Here is an 18,464-nt window from a genome sequence, read left to right as displayed (position 1 = left end):
TTTGTGGTGACCAAGTCTGTCTGGCCGAAGGATGAAACGATGACAGAAGCTTCAACAACTGCACCACAATCAAATGCTGCGAATATGCAGGCAAAGCGTAAAAAGTCCTTTGCTATTTTTGGCGGTATTCTGGCAATTATTGCTGTGGTTTATGCAATTTGGGCCTTATTTTTCAACCATTTTGTCAGTACGGACAATGCCTATGTCGGTGCAGAAACAGCTTCAATCACGTCCATGGTCAATGGTCAAGTACAGCAGGTATTGGTTAAAGATACGCAATCCGTTAAACAGGGTGCTGTGCTGGTTAAAATAGATGATCGTGATGCTAAAATTGCGGTTGCAGCAGCACAGGCTGAACTGACCAAAGCCAAACGTCAATACAAGCAAACGCGTGCCAATAGCAGTGCATTGAATTCACAAGTCTTTGTGAGTGATGACGGTATTCACAGTGCGGAGGCACAGGTGCAAAAGGCACAAGTGGATTTAGGCAAGGCAGAAAAGGAATTACTGCGTCGTCAACAACTCAGTGCTTCAGGTGCTATTTCAAAAGAAGAATTAAGTACAGCGCAAATTGCAGTGGAAAATGCTCAAGCAGGTTTAGCAGTTTCACAAGCATCTTTGGCACAAGCAAAATCAAATCAAAAAGCGGCACAAAGTACTTTGGCGGCTAATGACGCCTTGATTCAGGACAGTAATGAAAATTCAACACCTGATGTTTTAATTGCCGAAACCAAACTAAAACAAGCTTTACTGGATTTAGAACGTACTCAAATTAAAGCACCCCTTGATGGGGTGGTGACACGCCGTAATATTCAAGTGGGTCAACGTGTTGCTCCAGGTACCGTGATGATGATGGTAGTACCTGTGTCACAACTCTATGTTGATGCCAATTTCAAAGAAAGTCAGTTGGAAAAAGTACGTGCAGGGCAACAAGTCAGCTTGGTTTCCGACCTGTATGGGGATGCTGTTGAGTTTCACGGTACGGTTCAGGGATTCTCGGGAGGAACCGGTGCGGCTTTTGCACTTATTCCTGCACAAAATGCAACAGGTAACTGGATTAAGGTAGTGCAACGTTTACCTGTCCGAATTACCCTTGATCCACAAGAATTGGCGAAACATCCGTTACGTGTTGGACTTTCAATGGAAGCCAAAATCGATTTGCGTTCGAAGTAATTTCTCATGAACCAGTATCGTCCTTTTGGTGATTTACAAGGCGGTCGCTTAATGCTGGCTGCTTTTGTACTGGCGTTGGCGAACTTTATGGTGGTGCTCGACATGACCATTGCCAATGTCTCGGTGCCACATATTACAGGTAGTCTGGCAGTTTCAAGCTCGCAGGGTACTTGGGTTATTACCTCTTATGCGGTTGCAGAAGCGATTTGTGTGCCTTTAACAGGTTGGTTGGCAGGGCGTTTTGGTACAGTTCGGTTATTTGTGATTAGCCTGATTGGCTTCACCACCTTTTCGGTATTGTGTGGATTGTCCACCAGTTTAGAAATGCTGGTGTTTTGCCGTATTGGTCAAGGTTTGTTTGGCGGTCCAATTATGCCACTCAGTCAAACCTTGCTCATGCGTATTTTCCCCCCTGAAAAGCAATCGCAAGCAATGGGCATGTGGGCTATGACCACGGTTGTTGGTCCAATTTTAGGTCCAATTTTAGGTGGTTCAATCAGTGATAATTGGTCTTGGCACTGGATTTTCTTTATCAATATTCCAGTGGGAATTATTTGTGCCTTAGCGGCAATACGTTTATTAAAGCCTGCAGAAACAGATAAATTCCGCTTGCCGATTGATGCGATAGGTTTAGGTTTGCTGGTGCTCTGGATTGGGGCTTTACAGCTCATGCTGGATTTGGGGCATGAAAATGACTGGTTTAACAGTACCTTTATCTGCTTCCTTGCCGTGATTACAGTCATTGGTTTAATTGCATTTATTATCTGGGAGCTGACCGAACAGCACCCGATTGTGAATATTGCAATTTTCCGTTATCGCGGTTTTAGCGTTTCAGTATTGTCCTTGGCTTTTGCTTTTGGTGGTTTTTTTGCCAGTATTGTCTTAATTCCACAGTGGGTACAGGTGAATTTGGGCTACACCGCTACATGGGCCGGTTATCTCACCGCTACGATGGGTTTTGGCAGTCTCGCCATGTCGCCGATTGTGGCAAAACTGGCAAACAAACATGATCCTCGTGCTTTAGCCAGTTTTGGCTTAATGCTGATGGGTGTTGTAACCTTGATGCGTGCCTTTTGGGTGACCGATGCGGACTTTATGACTTTGGCAATGCCTCAGATCTTACAAGGGTTTGCTGTGCCATTCTTCTTTATTCCATTGTCGAATATTGCATTGGGTTCCGTCTTGCCGCAAGAAATGGCTTCGGCAGCAGGTTTAATGAACTTCTTAAGAACCATGGCCGGTGCCATTGGGGCTTCTATCGCTGTGACCATTTGGGATGACCATGCCAAAGTGGCGCGGACTGAAATGGTATCGAGTTTGCATACCAGTGAAGTCCAAAATACGTTAGTGCAAAATGGCATGAGTAACGAAACGACTTTGGGGGTGATTTCCAACTTGGTCGACAAAGAAGCCATGACCATGTCGGTCGATCATGTGTTCTTTATCTTAACCTTGGTGTTTATTGTGGCAAGTTTATTGATTTGGCTTGCACCCAAACCGAAAACTAAAGTGACAGGACCAAGTCATTAAGGATTCGCCTGAGCACCGCAATCAAATATTAGCGGTGCTCATTACTCTAAATTTCAGATTTTGCGCGTTTTAAAGCGGTGTACCACTGATGTAGATGCTGTTGACGTTGATCTTCAGACATTTTAGGCTCAAACCTCCGATCTAATTGCCAAGATGCCGCGACTTCAGAAACATTCGAAAAGACCCCCATTTTTAATCCTGCCATTGCAGCAGCGCCCCATGCTGTAGATTCCAGCATTTTTGGGCGTAATACAGGTACATTGAGTATGTCGGCTTGGAACTGCATCAGCATATCATTTTGACTGGCTCCACCATCAACTCTTAACTCTTTTAAGGGTTGTGTGATATCGGCTTGCATGGCATTCAAAACGTCAGAAACCTGAAAGGCAATTGATTCTAATGCAGCACGGGCGATATGTGCCTTTGAGGTTCCTCGTGACATACCGCATAGCAATGCACGTGCATTACTGTCCCAATGCGGCGCACCTAAACCAGTGAATGCAGGAACCAGTACGACGCCATCTGAATCTTGCACTTGGCACGCTAGTTGTTCGACTTCGGAACTGTGCTGGATTATGCCTAATCCATCTCTGAGCCATTGCACAATCGCGCCTGCCATAAATACACTGCCTTCTAGCGCAAAGGTATTTTGTTGGTGGCATTGCCAAGCCAGCGTCGTGAGTAGTTGATTTTGACTGTATTGAATTTGGTCTCCTGTATTAAACAGCATAAAGCAGCCTGTACCATAGGTATTCTTTGCAGTGCCTGCTTCAAAACAAGATTGCCCAAATAATGCAGACTGTTGATCACCTAAAATTCCTGCAATCGGAATTTCTGCTCCCAATAAACCAGGGGCGGTATTGGCAATATAACGATCTGACGAAATGATGGTTGGGAGCACTGAGGCAGGAATGTTGAATAATTCTAATAACTCTTCATCCCATTGCTGGCTAGCCAAATTCATGAGCATGGTGCGAGAGGCATTACTGGCTTCAATGACATGTTCTGTACCACGTGTTAGATTCCAAACCAGCCAACTATCAATGGTGCCAAAAGCAACATGTCCTTGATTTGCCAGAGTTCTTAAGCCTTCAACATTTTCAAGCAACCAAACCAGTTTGCCTGCACTGAAATACGGATCGATTCTTAAGCCTGTTTTTTTATGAATTGTGGCTAATAAGTTGCGTTTGGCGAGTTGATCACACCATTCTGTTGCACGACGGTCTTGCCAAATAATGGCTGGAGCAAGTGGAATGCCAGTACGTTTGTCCCAAACCACAGTTGTTTCACGTTGGTTGGTTACACCAATGGCTTTAATATCTTTTGCGAAGAGATGTGCAGAGGCGATGGCTTGTTGTACCACGGCAATTTGAGTGCTCCAGATTTCTTGGGCATCTTGTTCGACCCAGCCAGAATGAGGAGTATGAATTTGAGTTTCACGTTGCGCGATGGCGTAGATTTGTCCTTGTTCATCAAAAATAATGGCTCTACTCGAGGTTGTTCCTTGATCAAGTGCAAGTAAATAGCTCATGTTTTTATTTTTAACTCTTGAAATATGAAAGATTACCGCAATAATGTAATAGAACGCAGTCACTTCTGTAAATACTGTGAAATTACCTCGTAATTTTCGATATTTATGTTATGATTGCGACATACTTTGGGGGTGTTTCTGGCTTCGACGCTGGTGATGAAACTCATAGATGCATGTCGAGAGCGCATTTTCTCTCGTAAATCAAATTTGCATTTTTTAGTCGCAAACGACGAATCATACGCTCTAGCTGCCTAAGGGCAGCTTGTCCGCCTCTCCGAATACTTGTGGTTAGAGAGTCCGACTGAAGCGCACGCACACAAGTCCGTATAAAATCAAGCCTCGGGGTTTTGTACTAAATTAAGAGGATCGCGATTTGTACCCTGTTCGTCGGGTCACAAAGAGTTAAAACAATAGACGATATCTAAGCATGTAGTATTCTCGAGCGTAGTGCTGGCGGACGCGGGTTCAACTCCCGCCACCTCCACCAAAATTCCTGATTAAAGACGATCGCTAATGATCAAATTTAATCAAAAAATTGAATAAAAGCCTTGGTTTAGCAATAAATCAGGACTTTTTTTCTGCCTGTTGTTTATCAGCATCTATTATTGTAAGTCATTGATAATTGCTTTCTATCAAATATACTTGTGACACAAGAGTGACACGCGTGTAACAACAAGAATGCTTACAGACATCCAAGTTAAAAGTCTTAAACCAAAAGAAAAGCGATATTCAATGGCGGATGGGGAAGGGCTTTCTATTGAAGTTTTTCCTACTGGGAAAAAGAAATGGGTGCTTTCATATCGTATTGAAGGAAAACAGACAAGGAAACAACTAGGTGAATATCCTGAAGTAGGCTGTAAAGAAATAAGAAAAATTGCACGGGACTATAAAGCCGAGGTTTCAGGTAAATCAAAACTCTCCCATCATTTAAAACAAGTGTGTGATGAATGGTTTGAATTAATGAGTCCGCAGTGGTCTAGTGAAAAATATATCAGCACAGTTAAATACCGTTTGGACTACATCACAGAAGATTTTTTAGAGTTACCTTTAGATGAAATCACTCGTTTTCAGGTTTCGTCCAAAGTAAAAGAAATTGTGGACAAAGGCACACTCGAAACTGCCACACGTTGTCTGCGTTTACTCAATGCAGTTTTTAATTTTGCGATCGCATCAGGTTATACAGAAAAGAACCCATGTATTTTAGTCGGGGAGCTTATACCTGAGCATGAGGTTCAAAGTTATCCGTGCTTACCTGCAAGTGAAATGCCTGAGTTCTTTAGACGTTTAGAACAATGTAATGCGTTCCCAATTACTAAAGTTGTTTTAAAACTGGCTTGCTTTACTGGTACTCGAATCAGTGAGCTCTTAAAAGCGAGATGGGATTCTGGTGAAATTGATTTTGAAAATAAAGTGTGGCTAATTCCAGCATATCGTATGAAACGACGAAAGGAATTAATGGTTCCTTTATCACCTCAAGTTTATGATTTATTCATGGCTTTATTTCACACCCGGAGTGATGACGGCTTTATTTTCAAACATACACGTGAGCCTTGGAAGCACATGACTTCTGAAACGCCTTTGGCTGTCATTAAAAGAAACGGTTATGCAAACGAGATGGTCACGCATGGATTTAGGACGCTATTTTCTACCCATGCAAATGAAAGTAAGCTGTTTAGAGCGGAAGTGATTGATTATCAAATTGCACATGTAAACAAAACGACAAAAGCAGATAAAACGAGCAAGATTTATAACAGAGCTGAATACTGGCCAGAACGTGTTGAATTAATGAACTGGTATGCAAATGAAGCAAATAATTGGGTAAATTCAAATGTTTGATAGCAGTAAATATAAGATTTCTGAAGAAAACGGATATATTGAAATATATGTTGATGATATTGATGATTTAGTTGAGCTTATTAGGCCTGACAAGAATAACTGTTTGAGTTTAATGGAGGAGGATGAATCACTTCTGACAGACTTAAATTTAAACAATTTTTGTATTTTTAGAGGGCAAGCGAATTCATCATGGATATTAGAACCAAGTTTATTTAGGATAAATAAAGAGCGACTTTTTAGTAAGTTTCTATCCTTTGAAAAACATATTATTGACACTTTTGAATATTATTGCGATCACAGTGAGATTAGTATTCCAGGAGACTCTTTAGCACGTAGAAACAAAAGGCGTGATGACTATTTTCAAAGTTTTAATGAAAATGGTGGGTTTAAATTTGATGAAAATGACTTTGAATTACTTGCTTTTGCACAGCATTATGGTGTTCCAACACGACTTTTAGATTGGAGTTATCAACCATTAGTAGCCTTGTATTTTGCTTCAATAGAAGCAATTCGAATGTATGACACATTAGAGATAAAAAGTGATGAAGCCAAAAAAAGGACTTTTTCACTATGGGTTTTAAATGTAGAGCAAGCAGTAAATATTAAAGAAATAGATTTAGTTGAAGTTCCGTCTAGTCACAATAAACATCTAAGCCGTCAAGCGGGTTGTTTTACAGTTGTTCGAGAATTTAACTCTCAATTTGTTAATTTTATGAATTATGAACCCAAAACAATTGAACAAATTTTGTATTCGAATAAGCGTTCAAGAGCACTATTAAAAATTTGTATTGATTTACAAATAGCCACAAATGTTGTGCATTATTGTTCATCTTATGGGTTTGATGGAGCAAAGCTTTTTGGTGGAGCTAATGGTGCAGCAATTTCTTGCAATGATTGGTTGCTAATGCAAAAGATAAAGGCGCTTTAAGCGCCTATTTCTTTTTTGATCTTATTCAAGGAAGTTTCAGTCCATCCTTTATACTTATCTGATGATCGATCAGGTGGGTATTTCTCCAAATAGTGTTTTTTAAATGTATTGACCGCTATACCTAATTCAGCAGCTACTTGTCTCATTGAGTACCATTTTACGATCTTATATGAAGTATCGTTCATTTTAGTTTTCCTTATTAATTTAAAGTTTCAGTAAAAAAATAAATTGCACCGCAGAAGCTTGATGCGCTAATTATGATTGTGGCCTGCGTCATATTCATTTTTATATCCTGATTGTTTAATTTGATTTGGATTGGTGAAAATCCAACATTTGACGATACGGTCTTCTTTTATGCTTGGTTGATTGCTGTAGCCTTGGATAGCGTTACTTTCATCGGCAGGTTGTGAGATGATCGGACTGTTTTGTTTGCCTCGATGAATTTGTAGCGTTTGCTTGTTTTTAATAAATTTCGCATTTCATTGATCTCAGGTAGAGCCTGATAATTACGTGCAGCAACTTTATAAACTTCGTTCAGGTTGATGGCGATCTGCGAATCTGTAGTTGCGTAATGGTTCAATTGGAAGCTGGTACCACGAATACTATTAATATATTCAAAGGCATCCCAAAACTGTTGAACAAATGGGTGATCGGCTGCAATTTCTTCAATACGTCGCATGGCCATACCTTCTAAATATCTTTTGGCATCACAGATGTCAGATAAATCGATTGCATCTTTAAAGACGTGCTCCGCAATGGCATCAATCATGGCCGACACTTGGGCATGACAGAGGGCGATACGGGTATTGGTAATACCGTTTTGATGTAGCTCAATTTCAATTTCTTTATGTTTTTCGGTATATGTTTTGAGGATGCTTTCCTCATTCTTTAAGCAAAAGGTCATGTATTTACATGCATCTGAATAGTCACCAGTTTTGTAGACACTCTTTAGTTATATATTGGGCTGCCACCATTCTCCTAGACAAATATTATCTATTCTTTTTGCAGAGGAGAGAACATTATGAGTGGACAACCTCTAAGATTTTAACCAGTCATTTTTAATATAGATTAACGCGGGTGTCGGTCTCCAATTATGGTCTATTGATACTGCCGGATGAATTGACTATGACAATACCCCAAAAAAGTACTAGGCAGCAAATACCGTCAGGCGTATGGGTACTCGGTTTCGTTAGCATGCTGATGGATATTTCGTCGGAAATGATCCATAGCCTACTACCGCTATTCATCGTCACGACACTGGGAGCAAGCGCTTTCGCGATTGGTCTGATCGAAGGGCTGGCCGAAGCTACTGCACTCATTATTAAAATATTTTCAGGTGCAATTAGTGACTATCTTGGCAAGCGAAAGAGCTTGGCTGTGATTGGCTATACCATGGGTGCATTCACTAAACCGTTGTTTGCCATGGCATCCACGACTGGTCTCGTGTTGACTGCACGTTTATTGGATCGAGCAGGGAAAGGTATTCGTGGTGCTCCACGTGACGCCTTGATAGCTGACATTGTACCAGCGCAAATACGTGGTTCAGCGTTCGGTTTACGGCAGTCTCTCGATACTGTAGGTGCATTTCTTGGTCCATTGCTCGCAGTCGGCTTGATGTTGCTATGGGCCAACGATTTCCGCGCTGTGTTTTGGGTAGCAGTGATTCCTGGGTTGATGGCAGTCGCATTGTTGTTATTCGGTGTACGAGAACCAGAACACCTGCAGACCACTAAACGCACTAATCCGATCAAGCGGGAAAACTTGAAACGTTTGGGTACTTCGTATTGGTGGGTAGTGGGCATCGGTGCAGTATTTACACTGGCTCGATTTAGCGAGGCATTTCTGGTTTTGCGTGCGCACCAAGGAGGCATACCTATTGCCTTCGTACCGCTGGTCATGGTAGCGATGAATATCATCTATGCCTTGTCTGCTTATCCATTCGGAAAATTGTCTGACCGAATGAACCACAAGATACTGCTAGCACTTGGTTTGCTTGTATTGATTGCGGCTGATTTGGTGTTGGCAATGAACGATCACTGGAGAGTTGTGCTGGCTGGTGTTGCTTTATGGGGTGTCCATATGGGGATGACTCAGGGCTTGTTGGCGACAATGGTTGCGGATACTGCACCTGCTGACTTGTACGGAACAGCGTATGGATTTTTTAACTTAGTCAGTGGGTTGGCTATGTTACTGGCGAGTGTACTGGCTGGGCTACTATGGGATCGACTCGGGGCATCATTTACATTTTATGCAGGTGCGACTTTCTGCATGGTCGCACTCGTCGGATTGGTCTGGCAGCCCATTATGAAAATAGTGAAATCATAGTGGGTTTGGAGGGTTATACTGCCTAAGCAAAGGGCTTATGTGTGATAAAAGAAAATATATGAACTTTTAGAGAATCTAAGGCTTTTTTACACAAAGCTATTTGTAAAATATTGTTCAGCAATATCATTCTTAGATAAATAAGCCAGCACCTAAAATTTATCGTACGAGTAATTGCTCTATCTACAACCAAACTTTGATTCATCGAGAAAATCTCGCGATCTGGTTTGACTGCAATACTCAATGGTATGCTGAGTTAAAAGGCAAACGTGTTCGGAATTAAACCTATTCAGATGCAGCTACCCCCCCATTTCTGAGAATGGTTTTGTAGATGTATGGGTGATGAATTACTCCTGAATGGCAAGACCATTATCGCTCCACCGAAAGAAGTTCAAGAGGCACGTAATGCCCTAAAAGCATATGAAGAAATTCAAGATTGGAATCCTGATCAAGAATCGCATTTGTTTAAAGCACATCAAATATTGATGAGGTTGGAGAGTACACTTATGGCAAAAGAACAACTTTTTCGGATTTAGAGGGCGACCTTTCACGCCTGAATTTTTTAGCCAGATATAATTTTTAACTTCATTGAGGCATTACTTTTATAGCTTAAATGTAATGCCTCGTTTGATTCTTAATTTAAGGTGTTTTATGGATCAATTAAATTATTCAATTGCACGTGCTCAATTCTCTCAAGTCATTGAAAGAGCTTTGTTGGGATATCCTATTAAGATTACACGTAAAGATCGTGATTCGGTTGTAATCATTAGCGAAAATGCATATCTAGAATATAAGAAAGCAGTTTATGAGCTGAGTAAATTAAGACGTTTAGATGAATAAAAAGTTATTGAATATCAAACATATTATGATTCAACACTAGAAACAGATTTGAGTGCCGTCAAAGAAAATGGATTAAGTTTACAGGATGTAAAAAAAACAGAATGTGCAAATCTGTCTAGGATCTAAAATACTTAAGCCAGTAATCTAAACTTAGATAACGTCCACCGCCAAGTACAATTAATGCCAAGAGCATGACTAGGTAGGTTACTGCAAACTCAATACCATTATTTAAGATGACAAATGATCCACTTGAGGTTAACCAATCATAATTTCCGTACATCTCTAAGATCTGATGCGCCTTTTCTAGTTTTTCAGATGAAGCAATCACCTGAGCGCTAGCAAATGGCGCATTAGGATCAGCAATCGCTTGCCATCCATTGGGTAAATGTACTGTAAAGATAGCAACAAGCATGGTGATAATGAGTGGAATGCTGATCAAGCGAGTAAATAAACCTAGTGCTAACAGAATCGCTCCCATAATTTCAGCCGAAGTAGCCAGCGTGGCCAATATCACAGGGAAGGGTAAACCTAAGCCCCAATCCGTATTGCCAAACCATTCGACCGTATCTTGAAAGTGCGTAAGCTTATTTGTACCAGCCATCCAGAATATTGGAACTAAATAAAGCCTGAATGCAAGTGCAGCAATACCATCACCATGTTTGATGACACTACAAAATTTTTGGTATTTTTTTGATAAAAGATAGATAACGTTGTTCATGATAAATTCACACCGAATACGATTGAATAGTCATTAGTCGGGTGAAAACGGTGTTTCTTACATAATTTTTATTTGGACTGTAATAAATGTTAGTTTAAGTCGTCTAACCATATGTACCGAAGTACAAACCGAGAAATTATCTTAAAGGAATAGAAAAATGAATAAACTCAATTCAATCACATCAGTCGCAGCACTATTAGCTTTATCTGTAGTTGGTGTAACTCAAGTATCCGCAGCAACAACTACGCATGCGACAGAAACCCATGCAAGTAAAGCGGCTGATGGCAAATGTGGCGAAGCTAAGTGTGGTGCAAATAAAATGCATAAACACCAAAAGGCTACTGAAGCAAAATGTGGCGCTGATAAAAAAGCAGCAGACGGTAAATGTGGTGCAACCAAGAAAGCAGCAGATGCGAAATGTGGTGCTGAGAAAAAAGTTGCTGATGGCAAGTGTGGCGCTAAATAGTCAATCAGTTAAAGAATGATGTCGCTATAGATCACATAGACGGCATCATTTCCAAAATTGGAGTATCACTATGGTTGATTTAGCAGGTGTAGGGCTTGGGCTGAGAAGAGATTTTATTGATGAATTTCTACGTGCAGAAAAAGTTCCGGACTTTATAGAGATTGCCCCTGAAAATTGGCTGGGTTTTGGGGGGCGGCATGCAAAGCTATTAGCGCGATGCGTAGAAAAAGCACCTTTAATCTGTCATGGACTGTCTTTATCGATTGGAGGACCTCATCCGCTCAATCTTGAATTTATTCAACAGATTAAAAGTTTTTTAGCAGATTATCATGTCCCGATTTATTCTGAACATTTAAGCTATACCCGTGATAGTGGCTACTTATACGACTTAATGCCGATTCCAATGACTGAGGCTGCGGTCAAATATGTGGCTGAACGCATTTTGCGTGTCCAAGATATTTTAGGAAAAAGGTTGGTGATTGAAAATGTCTCAACTTATTTAATGCCAAATGCTGAAATGAGTGAAGCCGACTTTGTCTCTGAAGTGCTTCAGCAAGCCGACTGCGAGTTATTACTCGATGTAAATAATGTCTATGTAAACAGTATAAACCACGGTAGTGATGCGTATGCTTTTATTCGAGCAATGCCAAAAGAGCGAATTCGTTATATACATATTGCAGGACATGAACAAGTTGAACAATATCTATTGATTGATACCCATGGCGCAGAAGTCTGTGATTCTGTTTGGCAATTATTGCAATATACGTATCAAGTCTGTGGCGTAAAGCCAACCTTACTTGAGCGGGATTTTAATATTCCATCATGGCAAGCGCTACAAGGTGAAATGACGAAAATTAAAATCATGCAGCAGGAGGGCGGTCATGAAAACAGAGCAAATATCTTTCCAAGCGACGCAGCAGCAGTTTTGTGATTGGATTCGTTCTCCTCAAACTGAGTTACCCAAATCACTTCCTGCGGAAAGAATGCAGATTTATCGAGATTTACTTTGTAATAATGTTTGTTCTTTTATTAACTTGGTTTATCCAGTAACTCGAGCAATGTTGCCTGAGTTACAGTGGCAAAAGCTATTAAATGAATTCTTTCAAAAAGCGCAATGCGATTCACCATTTTATAATGATATTTCCCTACAATTTAGAGAGTATCTGACAGACTGTCAGCATCCCAGTTTACAAGAATATCCTTGGTTAGCTGAGCTCTTACAGTTTGAATGGCTTGAACTCTATTTAGATACCGTTGAAATTGCAAAAACAACGGTGACTTGGCAGGATCAATGGCAATTAAATACCCAAGTCTGGGTGCTCGTTTTTCAATATCCAGTCTATCAATGGTCATCAAGCATGAGCATTTCTGAAATTGAGCGTATGCCGAGTGTCATCATGGTATGGCGAAATGATCAAGATCATATCTGCATAGAAAGCTTATCCGTTTTATTTGCAGTGGTCATTGAACAACTCAATCAACAAGCGTTAGTTGAACAAGACATTAAAAATTTAATAAAAGCGACGGTCCCTGATTTTTCGAATGCCCAGATCCAAACACAGCTCGATGAACTCAAAATACAATTAACTCGATTGGAATTGTTAGATGCTCCCAATAACAATAATAAGGAAAAGGGATGAACGCAGAGCCAGCAACTAGGGATGAGGAAATTTTGCAACAACTGCAAAGTCCAGCCTTTTTAATCGAACTCAGACAACAAATGTTGAAGTTTGCCATTTTACAATTGTCATCATTTCAACTTGCTGAAGATGCTGTTCAAGAAGCATTAACCAGTGCATACCAACATATTGGTTCTTTTACTGGTCGGGCAGCTTTTAAAACATGGGTTTTTGCGATTTTAAAAAACAAAATTATTGATTTAATTCGACAAAAATCTCGTTTGATGACGATGAGTGAATTATTTAATGACGAGGAAAGCGAATTAACTATAGATGCATTATTTGATGCGTCCGGACATTGGCATAAATATGAAGAACCTCAAGCTTGGCCCAGTCCAGAAGAGATCTTGGAGCAACAAGATTTCTGGATCATTTTTGATGCCTGTTTGAACCATTTACCAGCCAAATATGCGCAAGTTTTTATGCTCAGAGAAATGATTGAACTGAGTTCAGATGAAATTTGTGAAAAGCTCGGAATTACTGTTACTAACTTAAATGTACTTATGTATAGAAGCCGAACAAGATTGCGTGAATGCTTAGAAAATAAATGGTTATTGCAGGAGAATTGTTCATGCTAACGTGTCGCCAAGCTACCCAATTATTATCTGAAAGATTAGACAGACCGCTTCTCTTTCTAGAGCAGACGAATTTACAAATTCATTTGTTGGCATGCCGTTCATGTCGTCGTTATGGCAAACAAGTCAAAACACTCAGTCAGCTTTCCAAAGAGTTTAAAAATTTTGATGAGGGTCAGTAGCTCGTATCTGCTGTTTCAAATTTCACATCATGCACTGTGCCATCATGAATTAAAAAATGAATGAGGTTTCCATTTGAATCTACTGCTAAAGGAATTTAAGAACTGTTTCTAGCGATACTTTTAGAAATTGACTGATTCTTAAGCCCTGTGCCATATTGATGAGCTCGAGTATGAATCCATTGTAGATCTGGATTGTCACAATGCTCCTAGACAAATATCATCTATTTTTTACGCAAAAAATCTCAACAGACCCTAGTTAAACTTAGAAAAATCACAAAAAATTCATGGCTGTATTTTTATACTTTTTATCGAATCAAAATCGATTCAAGTTATATACCTAAGTTGATCAAGTTTATTGAAGCTTTAAGGATCAATAAAACCAGCTTGTACTATTGTTTGATTAAAAAAGAGAATGGCGTGAATCAATTTTCTGCACAAGACTTATCCAGAATTATCGAAATGGCTTGGGAAGATCGAACCCCGTTTGAAGCTATTCATCATGAATTTGGTTTGAATGAAACCGCAGTGATTCATTTAATGCGTGAAAATATGAAGCCATCGAGTTTTAAAATGTGGCGTAAAAGGGTAACAGGTCGAAAAACCAAGCACTTACAGTTACGTTCACCTGATGTGATTCGGGCGTATTGTTCAAGGCAGTACAAGCGTTTCTAAACGCTTTACTTTGGAGAGTGTTTGGACTCACGTCGGCATCGTTCAGAACAGTATTTGACCTCCTCCCAGCAGCGTTGCCATTTCTTACGCCAGTTAAATGGGCGTAAGCAGTGAATACAGACTTTTTTAGGAAGATGTTGCTTTTTCATGCTTTATAACTCATCAATCCGACTGAGGAGCTGCTGTGCATGGGTGATAATCTGCTGTTGATCTTGAAGTTTATCGAGTTGCCGATAGATCATGCTCATACGTGGATGAGTACGAAATATCGCTTCATGTCGGATCATAAAATACCAATATAGACTGTTAAAAGGACAGCTGTCTGGCTCAGTACGTGTTTTGACATTGTAACGACAGTGTTTGCAATAATCCGACATTTTATGAATGTAATTGCCCGAAGCGGCATAGGGTTTGCTAGCCATTAAGCCTTCATCGGCGTGCATCACCATGCCCAATGTGTTCGGGAGTTCTACCCATTCATAGGCATCTGCATAGACCGCCAGATACCATTCACTGATCTGCTTTGGGTCTACACCACTTAACAGGGCAAAGTTGCCAGTAATCATCAAACGCTGGATATGATGCGCATAGGCATGTTGGAAGGTATTGCGAAAACATTCCGCCATACAGTTCATCTGGGTACGACCACTCCAGTAAAATTGCGGCAGTGGTGATGAGTGCTTCAGTGCATTGCGGTTGGTATATTCCGGCATGTACAGCCAGTAAATCCCTCGTACATATTCGCGCCAGCCCAGAATCTGCCGAATAAAACCTTCAACTGCATTAAGTGGCGCATGACCCGCATGGTAGGCAGCTTCTGCCGCATCACAGACTTCTTTGGGCAACAGCAGACCACAATTTAAATAAGGTGAGAGTAGACTGTGAAAAAGTGTGTCTGCTCCCTGTGCCATAGCATCCTGATAATCACCAAAATAAGGCAAACTATGGGCAATAAAATGTTCCAGTACACGCTTGGCATTGCTGCGTGTGGTGGCCCAACGAAAATTGGCAAGACTTCCAGAATGCTGGCAAAACTCACGTTCAACTAGTGCAAGCACATCTAAATCAATCTGATCTCGTTCAAAATTAAGTTGCGGGGGCAAGGGCGGACTGCCCGACCAAGCCTTGCGATTGGCGCTGTCATAGTTCCACTGTTGCCCTATGGGCTGCTGTCCCTGCATCAAGTAACCAGTCTGTTTGCGCATTTCTCGATAAAAATATTCCATACGCAGTGTTTGGTAGCGACTGGCAAAGTGGCGGAACTGTTCCAGACTACAGAAAAAATGGTCATCATCCAGACACGTTATTTGCAATTGTAGTTGTTGACTCCAGTGCCGTTCAATCTGCTGCTGTAGACGGTATTCTCCGCAATGGGTAATTACAAGTTCTGTTACGGGGAAAAGTTGCTGTTGTGACTGCACAAAATCCAGTAGGCTATGAATAGGGCGATCAGATTTAAAAGCGTGATAACGTACACGCCAACCATCAGCTTTAAGCGCTTTGGCAAAGTGACGCATCGCACTAAAAATCAGCGCAATTTTCTGGGGATGATGGGCGACATAAGTCGCTTCCTCGACAACTTCAGCCATTAAAATTACATCTTGGGTGCGGTCCAGTGCTTTGAGCGTAGCGAGCTGATGATGAAGCTGGTCTCCTAAAATTAAACCGAAACGCATACCGATCTCAAAGTCTATAAAAGATAAAATAGTGTAAATGTAGACAGTTCAATTTTTTGTGAAAATGCAGATTACCCTAAAGTTGCTGGGTCAGATGCAGATCAACTATTGCACAGAAGCCATCCTTATTTGGATAAAGCTTTATTTCTCTATAAAAATTTCAAGCTATTTTACAATGCTCGAATTTAACAACTGCTTAATGCATATTAGATGTGAAAATTATGTGATTTTAATCAAATAGATACAAATTATTGTTGTTGCGATTCAGGCAGCTTACGCCTAGTATTTGAATTGAAGTTACTCTCTGTATGCTTCCTTGGTTTTGTCCCATACGCAGTTTTGTATGGGATTTTTTTTAATTAGAGGATTGTCATGAGCATGCATTCAACAGCGTATATTTTTAAACAGCAGCAATTACTCGTGGATGATCATTTCCAGTTGCCGCAGGTAGCAAGACTTCAGCATGATCTGAACCTATCGGAAAATGGCAAGATCATTGCACGGGATTTGAAAGAAGATGAGCCTGTGCCAGAAGGTTATGAATTGGTTCCGATCAGACAACTGGTACAAGTTTGGAACAGACAGCAGTTTGAACAAGCCAGTCGTGCGGTACAGTTACTGGAATGGCGCCGTAATCACCGCTTTTGCAGTAAATGTGGTCATGCCACCCAGCAACACACCAGTCAGTATGCTATGGTCTGTCCATCTTGTGGTTATAACCAATATCCGCGCGTGAATCCTTGTGTGATTACCATCATTACCCGAGCTAAAGATGAAATTCTGCTGGCGAAAAATGCTCGTAACAAAACCCAGATGTACAGTTTGATTGCTGGATTTGTCGAAGTAGGGGAAACCTTGGAAGAAGCTGTACGCCGTGAGACGCTAGAAGAGGTCGGGCTTCAGATTAAAAATATTCAATATCTGGCCAGTCAGCCGTGGCCATTTCCCAGCAATCTGATGATGGCATTCAAGGCGGAATATCAAGCAGGGGATATTCAGATTCAGGAAAATGAACTCAGTGATGCACAATTTTTCAAGTTTGATCAATTGCCCGAAATTCCGTTCAAGGGCAGTATTGCATACGCCATGATTCAGCATGTGATGCATGGAATACCTGTGGCAGATGATACCCAAGCGTGGCTTTGAAATTTTTTAAAAAGGAATGTTTCGATGACAATTTCTGGCTGAAATAAGCGTGGAAAGCTAGGTCATCTAGAAAAGTAACTCTTTCAGCACTTGTCACCGACTTTGCCCGTTTTCACCTTAGAGGTTGAAATAAAAAGTTTGGCCATGATGGTGCTGCATAGTTTTTTAATATGGTGTCATGGGCTAGATCATTTGAATGCGGTGTATTTTACAGACCATGATAATCAGACGCGGTCCTGAATAGGCTAGGAATAATTTAGATAATTTTGAAAATTTTTCCACTTGAAGTACTTTGGAAAAACATATCAAAGCTAGGTCGAATATCTTCACCATCTACGGTTATATATTTGACATGGGCGCAAGATTGGCTGGCACCAAAATGGTGATCAACTGTGGCCTGAATAGAATATTTGATACCGAATTGATCTTTTATATTTAGATTTTGTTTAAGCATTTAGATATACCTTGAATAACAGCACGAAAGAGAAACGATTACATGGCTTAATCATTCAGACGTTTTTTATTTAAATCACTTTGTGATTTAACTTAAATAATTGATTCATAGAGATATAAAATGTACGGCCATCTAAATTTAAATCTACTTCTACGCCAGATTCTAGAAGTACTTTTTTACCAACTTCAATCGCTTTAAACCCTTCACGTGTATTTTGCATTTTATTTAAGGGAATTAACGAGACAATAATTTCAGTACCATTTGTAGATTTTGCCACTAATTCATTAATTTTTAACAATGTGTATCCTGTTTTTATGATTTTTCGAAGAATATGATCAACAACTTTTAAATTAAAAAAGTACAGAGTCGTACTTTTTTAATTTAGATAATGACTTAGATCGCAGTAATGTTTACTGCGTTTGGTCCTTTTTGACCTTGAGCAATGCTGAATTCAACTTGTTGACCTTCAAATAAGGTTTTAAAACCTGAACTGGCAATTTCACTGAAGTGAGCAAAAACGTCTGGGCCTGATTCTTGTTGAATAAAACCAAAACCTTTAGTTTCATTGAACCACTTAACTGTACCTTTAACAATATTTGAGTTTGACATAATAAATCCTACTGATTTTTTAATAATTTTAGCCATTTTATTGACTGCTTATAACTTGGAAAATAATAATGAATGAGACTTAAAATCTAAAAAAACGAAGGATTATGAATAAAACGACGATACTTAA

Annotated in this window: 22 protein-coding genes, 1 other RNA gene and 4 pseudogenes; 17 read left to right on the top strand and 10 right to left on the bottom strand. The window is 40.2% G+C overall.

Annotation, left to right across the window (positions count from 1 at the left end):
• Positions 1–39 precede the first annotated feature (39 nt).
• Positions 40–1,173 (top strand): HlyD family efflux transporter periplasmic adaptor subunit, encoded by a 1,134-nt coding sequence (locus E0H87_RS04200; protein ID WP_131322442.1) that lies wholly within the window; start codon positions 40–42, stop codon positions 1,171–1,173.
• Between the two features lie 6 nt (positions 1,174–1,179).
• Positions 1,180–2,703, top strand: coding sequence for a DHA2 family efflux MFS transporter permease subunit (locus E0H87_RS04195; protein ID WP_131322441.1), 1,524 nt, complete (start codon positions 1,180–1,182; stop codon positions 2,701–2,703).
• A gap of 46 nt (positions 2,704–2,749) precedes the next feature.
• On the opposite strand, the gene glpK is transcribed toward E0H87_RS04195, so the two are convergent.
• Entirely contained in the window at positions 2,750–4,234 is a 1,485-nt protein-coding gene (gene glpK / locus E0H87_RS04190; RefSeq protein WP_131322440.1) for a glycerol kinase GlpK, read from the bottom strand.
• Between the two features lie 128 nt (positions 4,235–4,362).
• Between glpK and ssrA the strand changes: the two genes are divergently transcribed.
• From ssrA to E0H87_RS04175, 3 genes are all read left to right on the top strand, one after another.
• Positions 4,363–4,721: a transfer-messenger RNA gene (gene ssrA, locus E0H87_RS04185) on the top strand.
• A 191-nt stretch (positions 4,722–4,912) separates the two neighbouring features.
• Positions 4,913–6,070 carry a tyrosine-type recombinase/integrase gene (locus E0H87_RS04180; protein ID WP_131322439.1) on the top strand — a complete coding sequence of 386 codons (1,158 nt, stop codon included), beginning with the start codon at positions 4,913–4,915 and terminating at the stop codon, positions 6,068–6,070.
• Positions 6,063–6,998, top strand: a complete 936-nt coding sequence (locus tag E0H87_RS04175; protein ID WP_131322438.1) for an FRG domain-containing protein — start codon at positions 6,063–6,065, stop codon at positions 6,996–6,998. The genes E0H87_RS04180 and E0H87_RS04175 overlap by 8 nt, the downstream gene beginning before the upstream one ends.
• Here E0H87_RS04175 and E0H87_RS04170 read toward each other — a convergent pair.
• Together E0H87_RS04170 and E0H87_RS04165 are read right to left on the bottom strand one after the other, a co-directional pair.
• Positions 6,995–7,183: a hypothetical protein gene (locus tag E0H87_RS04170; protein ID WP_131262892.1), complete on the bottom strand. Its 189-nt coding sequence runs from the start codon at positions 7,181–7,183 to the stop codon at positions 6,995–6,997. The two genes, E0H87_RS04175 and E0H87_RS04170, sit on opposite strands and share 4 nt — an antisense overlap.
• A gap of 167 nt (positions 7,184–7,350) precedes the next feature.
• A complete protein-coding gene (locus E0H87_RS04165; protein WP_205677738.1) occupies positions 7,351–7,902 on the bottom strand; it encodes a hypothetical protein in 552 nt (183 codons plus the stop codon).
• Positions 7,903–8,123: 221 nt separating this feature from the next.
• Between E0H87_RS04165 and E0H87_RS04160 the strand changes: the two genes are divergently transcribed.
• The 5 genes and pseudogenes from E0H87_RS04160 to E0H87_RS04145 all read left to right on the top strand — a co-directional run bounded on the left by E0H87_RS04160 (position 8,124) and on the right by E0H87_RS04145 (position 10,160).
• Positions 8,124–9,323 carry an MFS transporter gene (locus tag E0H87_RS04160; RefSeq protein ID WP_131322437.1) on the top strand — a complete coding sequence of 400 codons (1,200 nt, stop codon included), beginning with the start codon at positions 8,124–8,126 and terminating at the stop codon, positions 9,321–9,323.
• 133 nt (positions 9,324–9,456) lie between these two features.
• Positions 9,457–9,600, top strand: a pseudogene (locus E0H87_RS04155) (IS5/IS1182 family transposase); the annotation flags it as partial.
• A 70-nt stretch (positions 9,601–9,670) separates the two neighbouring features.
• A pseudogene (locus E0H87_RS04150) lies at positions 9,671–9,808 on the top strand (cell filamentation protein Fic); the annotation flags it as partial.
• A gap of 8 nt (positions 9,809–9,816) precedes the next feature.
• Positions 9,817–9,903: pseudogene (locus E0H87_RS16275) on the top strand (DcaP family trimeric outer membrane transporter); the annotation flags it as partial.
• Between the two features lie 68 nt (positions 9,904–9,971).
• A complete protein-coding gene (locus E0H87_RS04145) occupies positions 9,972–10,160 on the top strand; it encodes a type II toxin-antitoxin system Phd/YefM family antitoxin (RefSeq protein ID WP_131322436.1) in 189 nt (62 codons plus the stop codon).
• A gap of 115 nt (positions 10,161–10,275) precedes the next feature.
• On the opposite strand, the gene E0H87_RS04140 is transcribed toward E0H87_RS04145, so the two are convergent.
• Complete coding sequence (locus tag E0H87_RS04140; protein ID WP_131322435.1) at positions 10,276–10,878, bottom strand: DoxX family protein; 603 nt, start codon at positions 10,876–10,878, stop codon at positions 10,276–10,278.
• 157 nt (positions 10,879–11,035) lie between these two features.
• Between E0H87_RS04140 and E0H87_RS04135 the strand changes: the two genes are divergently transcribed.
• The 5 genes from E0H87_RS04135 (at position 11,036) to E0H87_RS04115 (ending at position 13,780) form a co-directional block, all read left to right on the top strand.
• Positions 11,036–11,344: a hypothetical protein gene (locus E0H87_RS04135; protein ID WP_131322434.1), complete on the top strand. Its 309-nt coding sequence runs from the start codon at positions 11,036–11,038 to the stop codon at positions 11,342–11,344.
• Between the two features lie 70 nt (positions 11,345–11,414).
• On the top strand, positions 11,415–12,275 hold the full coding sequence (locus tag E0H87_RS04130; RefSeq protein ID WP_131322433.1) for a DUF692 domain-containing protein: 861 nt from the start codon (positions 11,415–11,417) through the stop codon (positions 12,273–12,275).
• Positions 12,226–12,984: a DUF2063 domain-containing protein gene (locus tag E0H87_RS04125; RefSeq protein WP_131322432.1), complete on the top strand. Its 759-nt coding sequence runs from the start codon at positions 12,226–12,228 to the stop codon at positions 12,982–12,984. Before E0H87_RS04130 ends, E0H87_RS04125 begins: the two co-directional genes overlap by 50 nt.
• A complete protein-coding gene (locus tag E0H87_RS04120) occupies positions 12,981–13,601 on the top strand; it encodes an RNA polymerase factor sigma-70 (RefSeq protein WP_131322431.1) in 621 nt (206 codons plus the stop codon). Before E0H87_RS04125 ends, E0H87_RS04120 begins: the two co-directional genes overlap by 4 nt.
• Entirely contained in the window at positions 13,595–13,780 is a 186-nt protein-coding gene (locus E0H87_RS04115; RefSeq protein WP_205677737.1) for a zf-HC2 domain-containing protein, read from the top strand. Before E0H87_RS04120 ends, E0H87_RS04115 begins: the two co-directional genes overlap by 7 nt.
• 8 nt (positions 13,781–13,788) lie before the next feature.
• Here E0H87_RS04115 and E0H87_RS16095 read toward each other — a convergent pair.
• Positions 13,789–13,968: pseudogene (locus E0H87_RS16095) on the bottom strand (IS5/IS1182 family transposase); the annotation flags it as partial.
• 229 nt (positions 13,969–14,197) lie between these two features.
• Between E0H87_RS16095 and E0H87_RS04105 the strand changes: the two are divergent.
• A complete protein-coding gene (locus E0H87_RS04105) occupies positions 14,198–14,452 on the top strand; it encodes a TIGR03643 family protein (protein ID WP_131322429.1) in 255 nt (84 codons plus the stop codon).
• 5 nt (positions 14,453–14,457) lie between these two features.
• Here E0H87_RS04105 and E0H87_RS04100 read toward each other — a convergent pair whose 3' ends face one another.
• Together E0H87_RS04100 and E0H87_RS04095 are read right to left on the bottom strand one after the other, a co-directional pair.
• Entirely contained in the window at positions 14,458–14,601 is a 144-nt protein-coding gene (locus E0H87_RS04100) for a DUF2256 domain-containing protein (RefSeq protein WP_131322428.1), read from the bottom strand.
• A gap of 3 nt (positions 14,602–14,604) precedes the next feature.
• Positions 14,605–16,128, bottom strand: coding sequence for a cryptochrome/photolyase family protein (locus E0H87_RS04095; protein ID WP_131322427.1), 1,524 nt, complete (start codon positions 16,126–16,128; stop codon positions 14,605–14,607).
• A 372-nt stretch (positions 16,129–16,500) separates the two neighbouring features.
• Between E0H87_RS04095 and nudC the strand changes: the two genes are divergently transcribed.
• Positions 16,501–17,274: an NAD(+) diphosphatase gene (gene nudC / locus E0H87_RS04090; RefSeq protein ID WP_131322426.1), complete on the top strand. Its 774-nt coding sequence runs from the start codon at positions 16,501–16,503 to the stop codon at positions 17,272–17,274.
• A gap of 256 nt (positions 17,275–17,530) precedes the next feature.
• Here nudC and E0H87_RS04085 read toward each other — a convergent pair whose 3' ends face one another.
• The 3 genes from E0H87_RS04085 to E0H87_RS04075 form a co-directional block, all read right to left on the bottom strand.
• The gene (locus E0H87_RS04085; protein WP_131322425.1) at positions 17,531–17,728 is read right to left on the bottom strand and encodes a hypothetical protein; all 198 of its coding nucleotides are present in this window, start codon (positions 17,726–17,728) and stop codon (positions 17,531–17,533) included.
• A gap of 70 nt (positions 17,729–17,798) precedes the next feature.
• Positions 17,799–18,026, bottom strand: a complete 228-nt coding sequence (locus E0H87_RS04080) for a hypothetical protein (protein WP_116760184.1) — start codon at positions 18,024–18,026, stop codon at positions 17,799–17,801.
• Positions 18,027–18,121: 95 nt separating this feature from the next.
• A complete protein-coding gene (locus tag E0H87_RS04075) occupies positions 18,122–18,337 on the bottom strand; it encodes a cold-shock protein (RefSeq protein ID WP_131322424.1) in 216 nt (71 codons plus the stop codon).
• Positions 18,338–18,464: the final 127 nt, after the last annotated feature.

The sequence above is a fragment of the Acinetobacter sp. ANC 4178 genome (genome assembly GCF_004331175.1).
GTDB lineage: Bacteria > Pseudomonadota > Gammaproteobacteria > Pseudomonadales > Moraxellaceae > Acinetobacter.
Note: the sequence above shows the minus strand (reverse complement) of the source record. Positions and strands in the feature narration are given on the sequence as shown.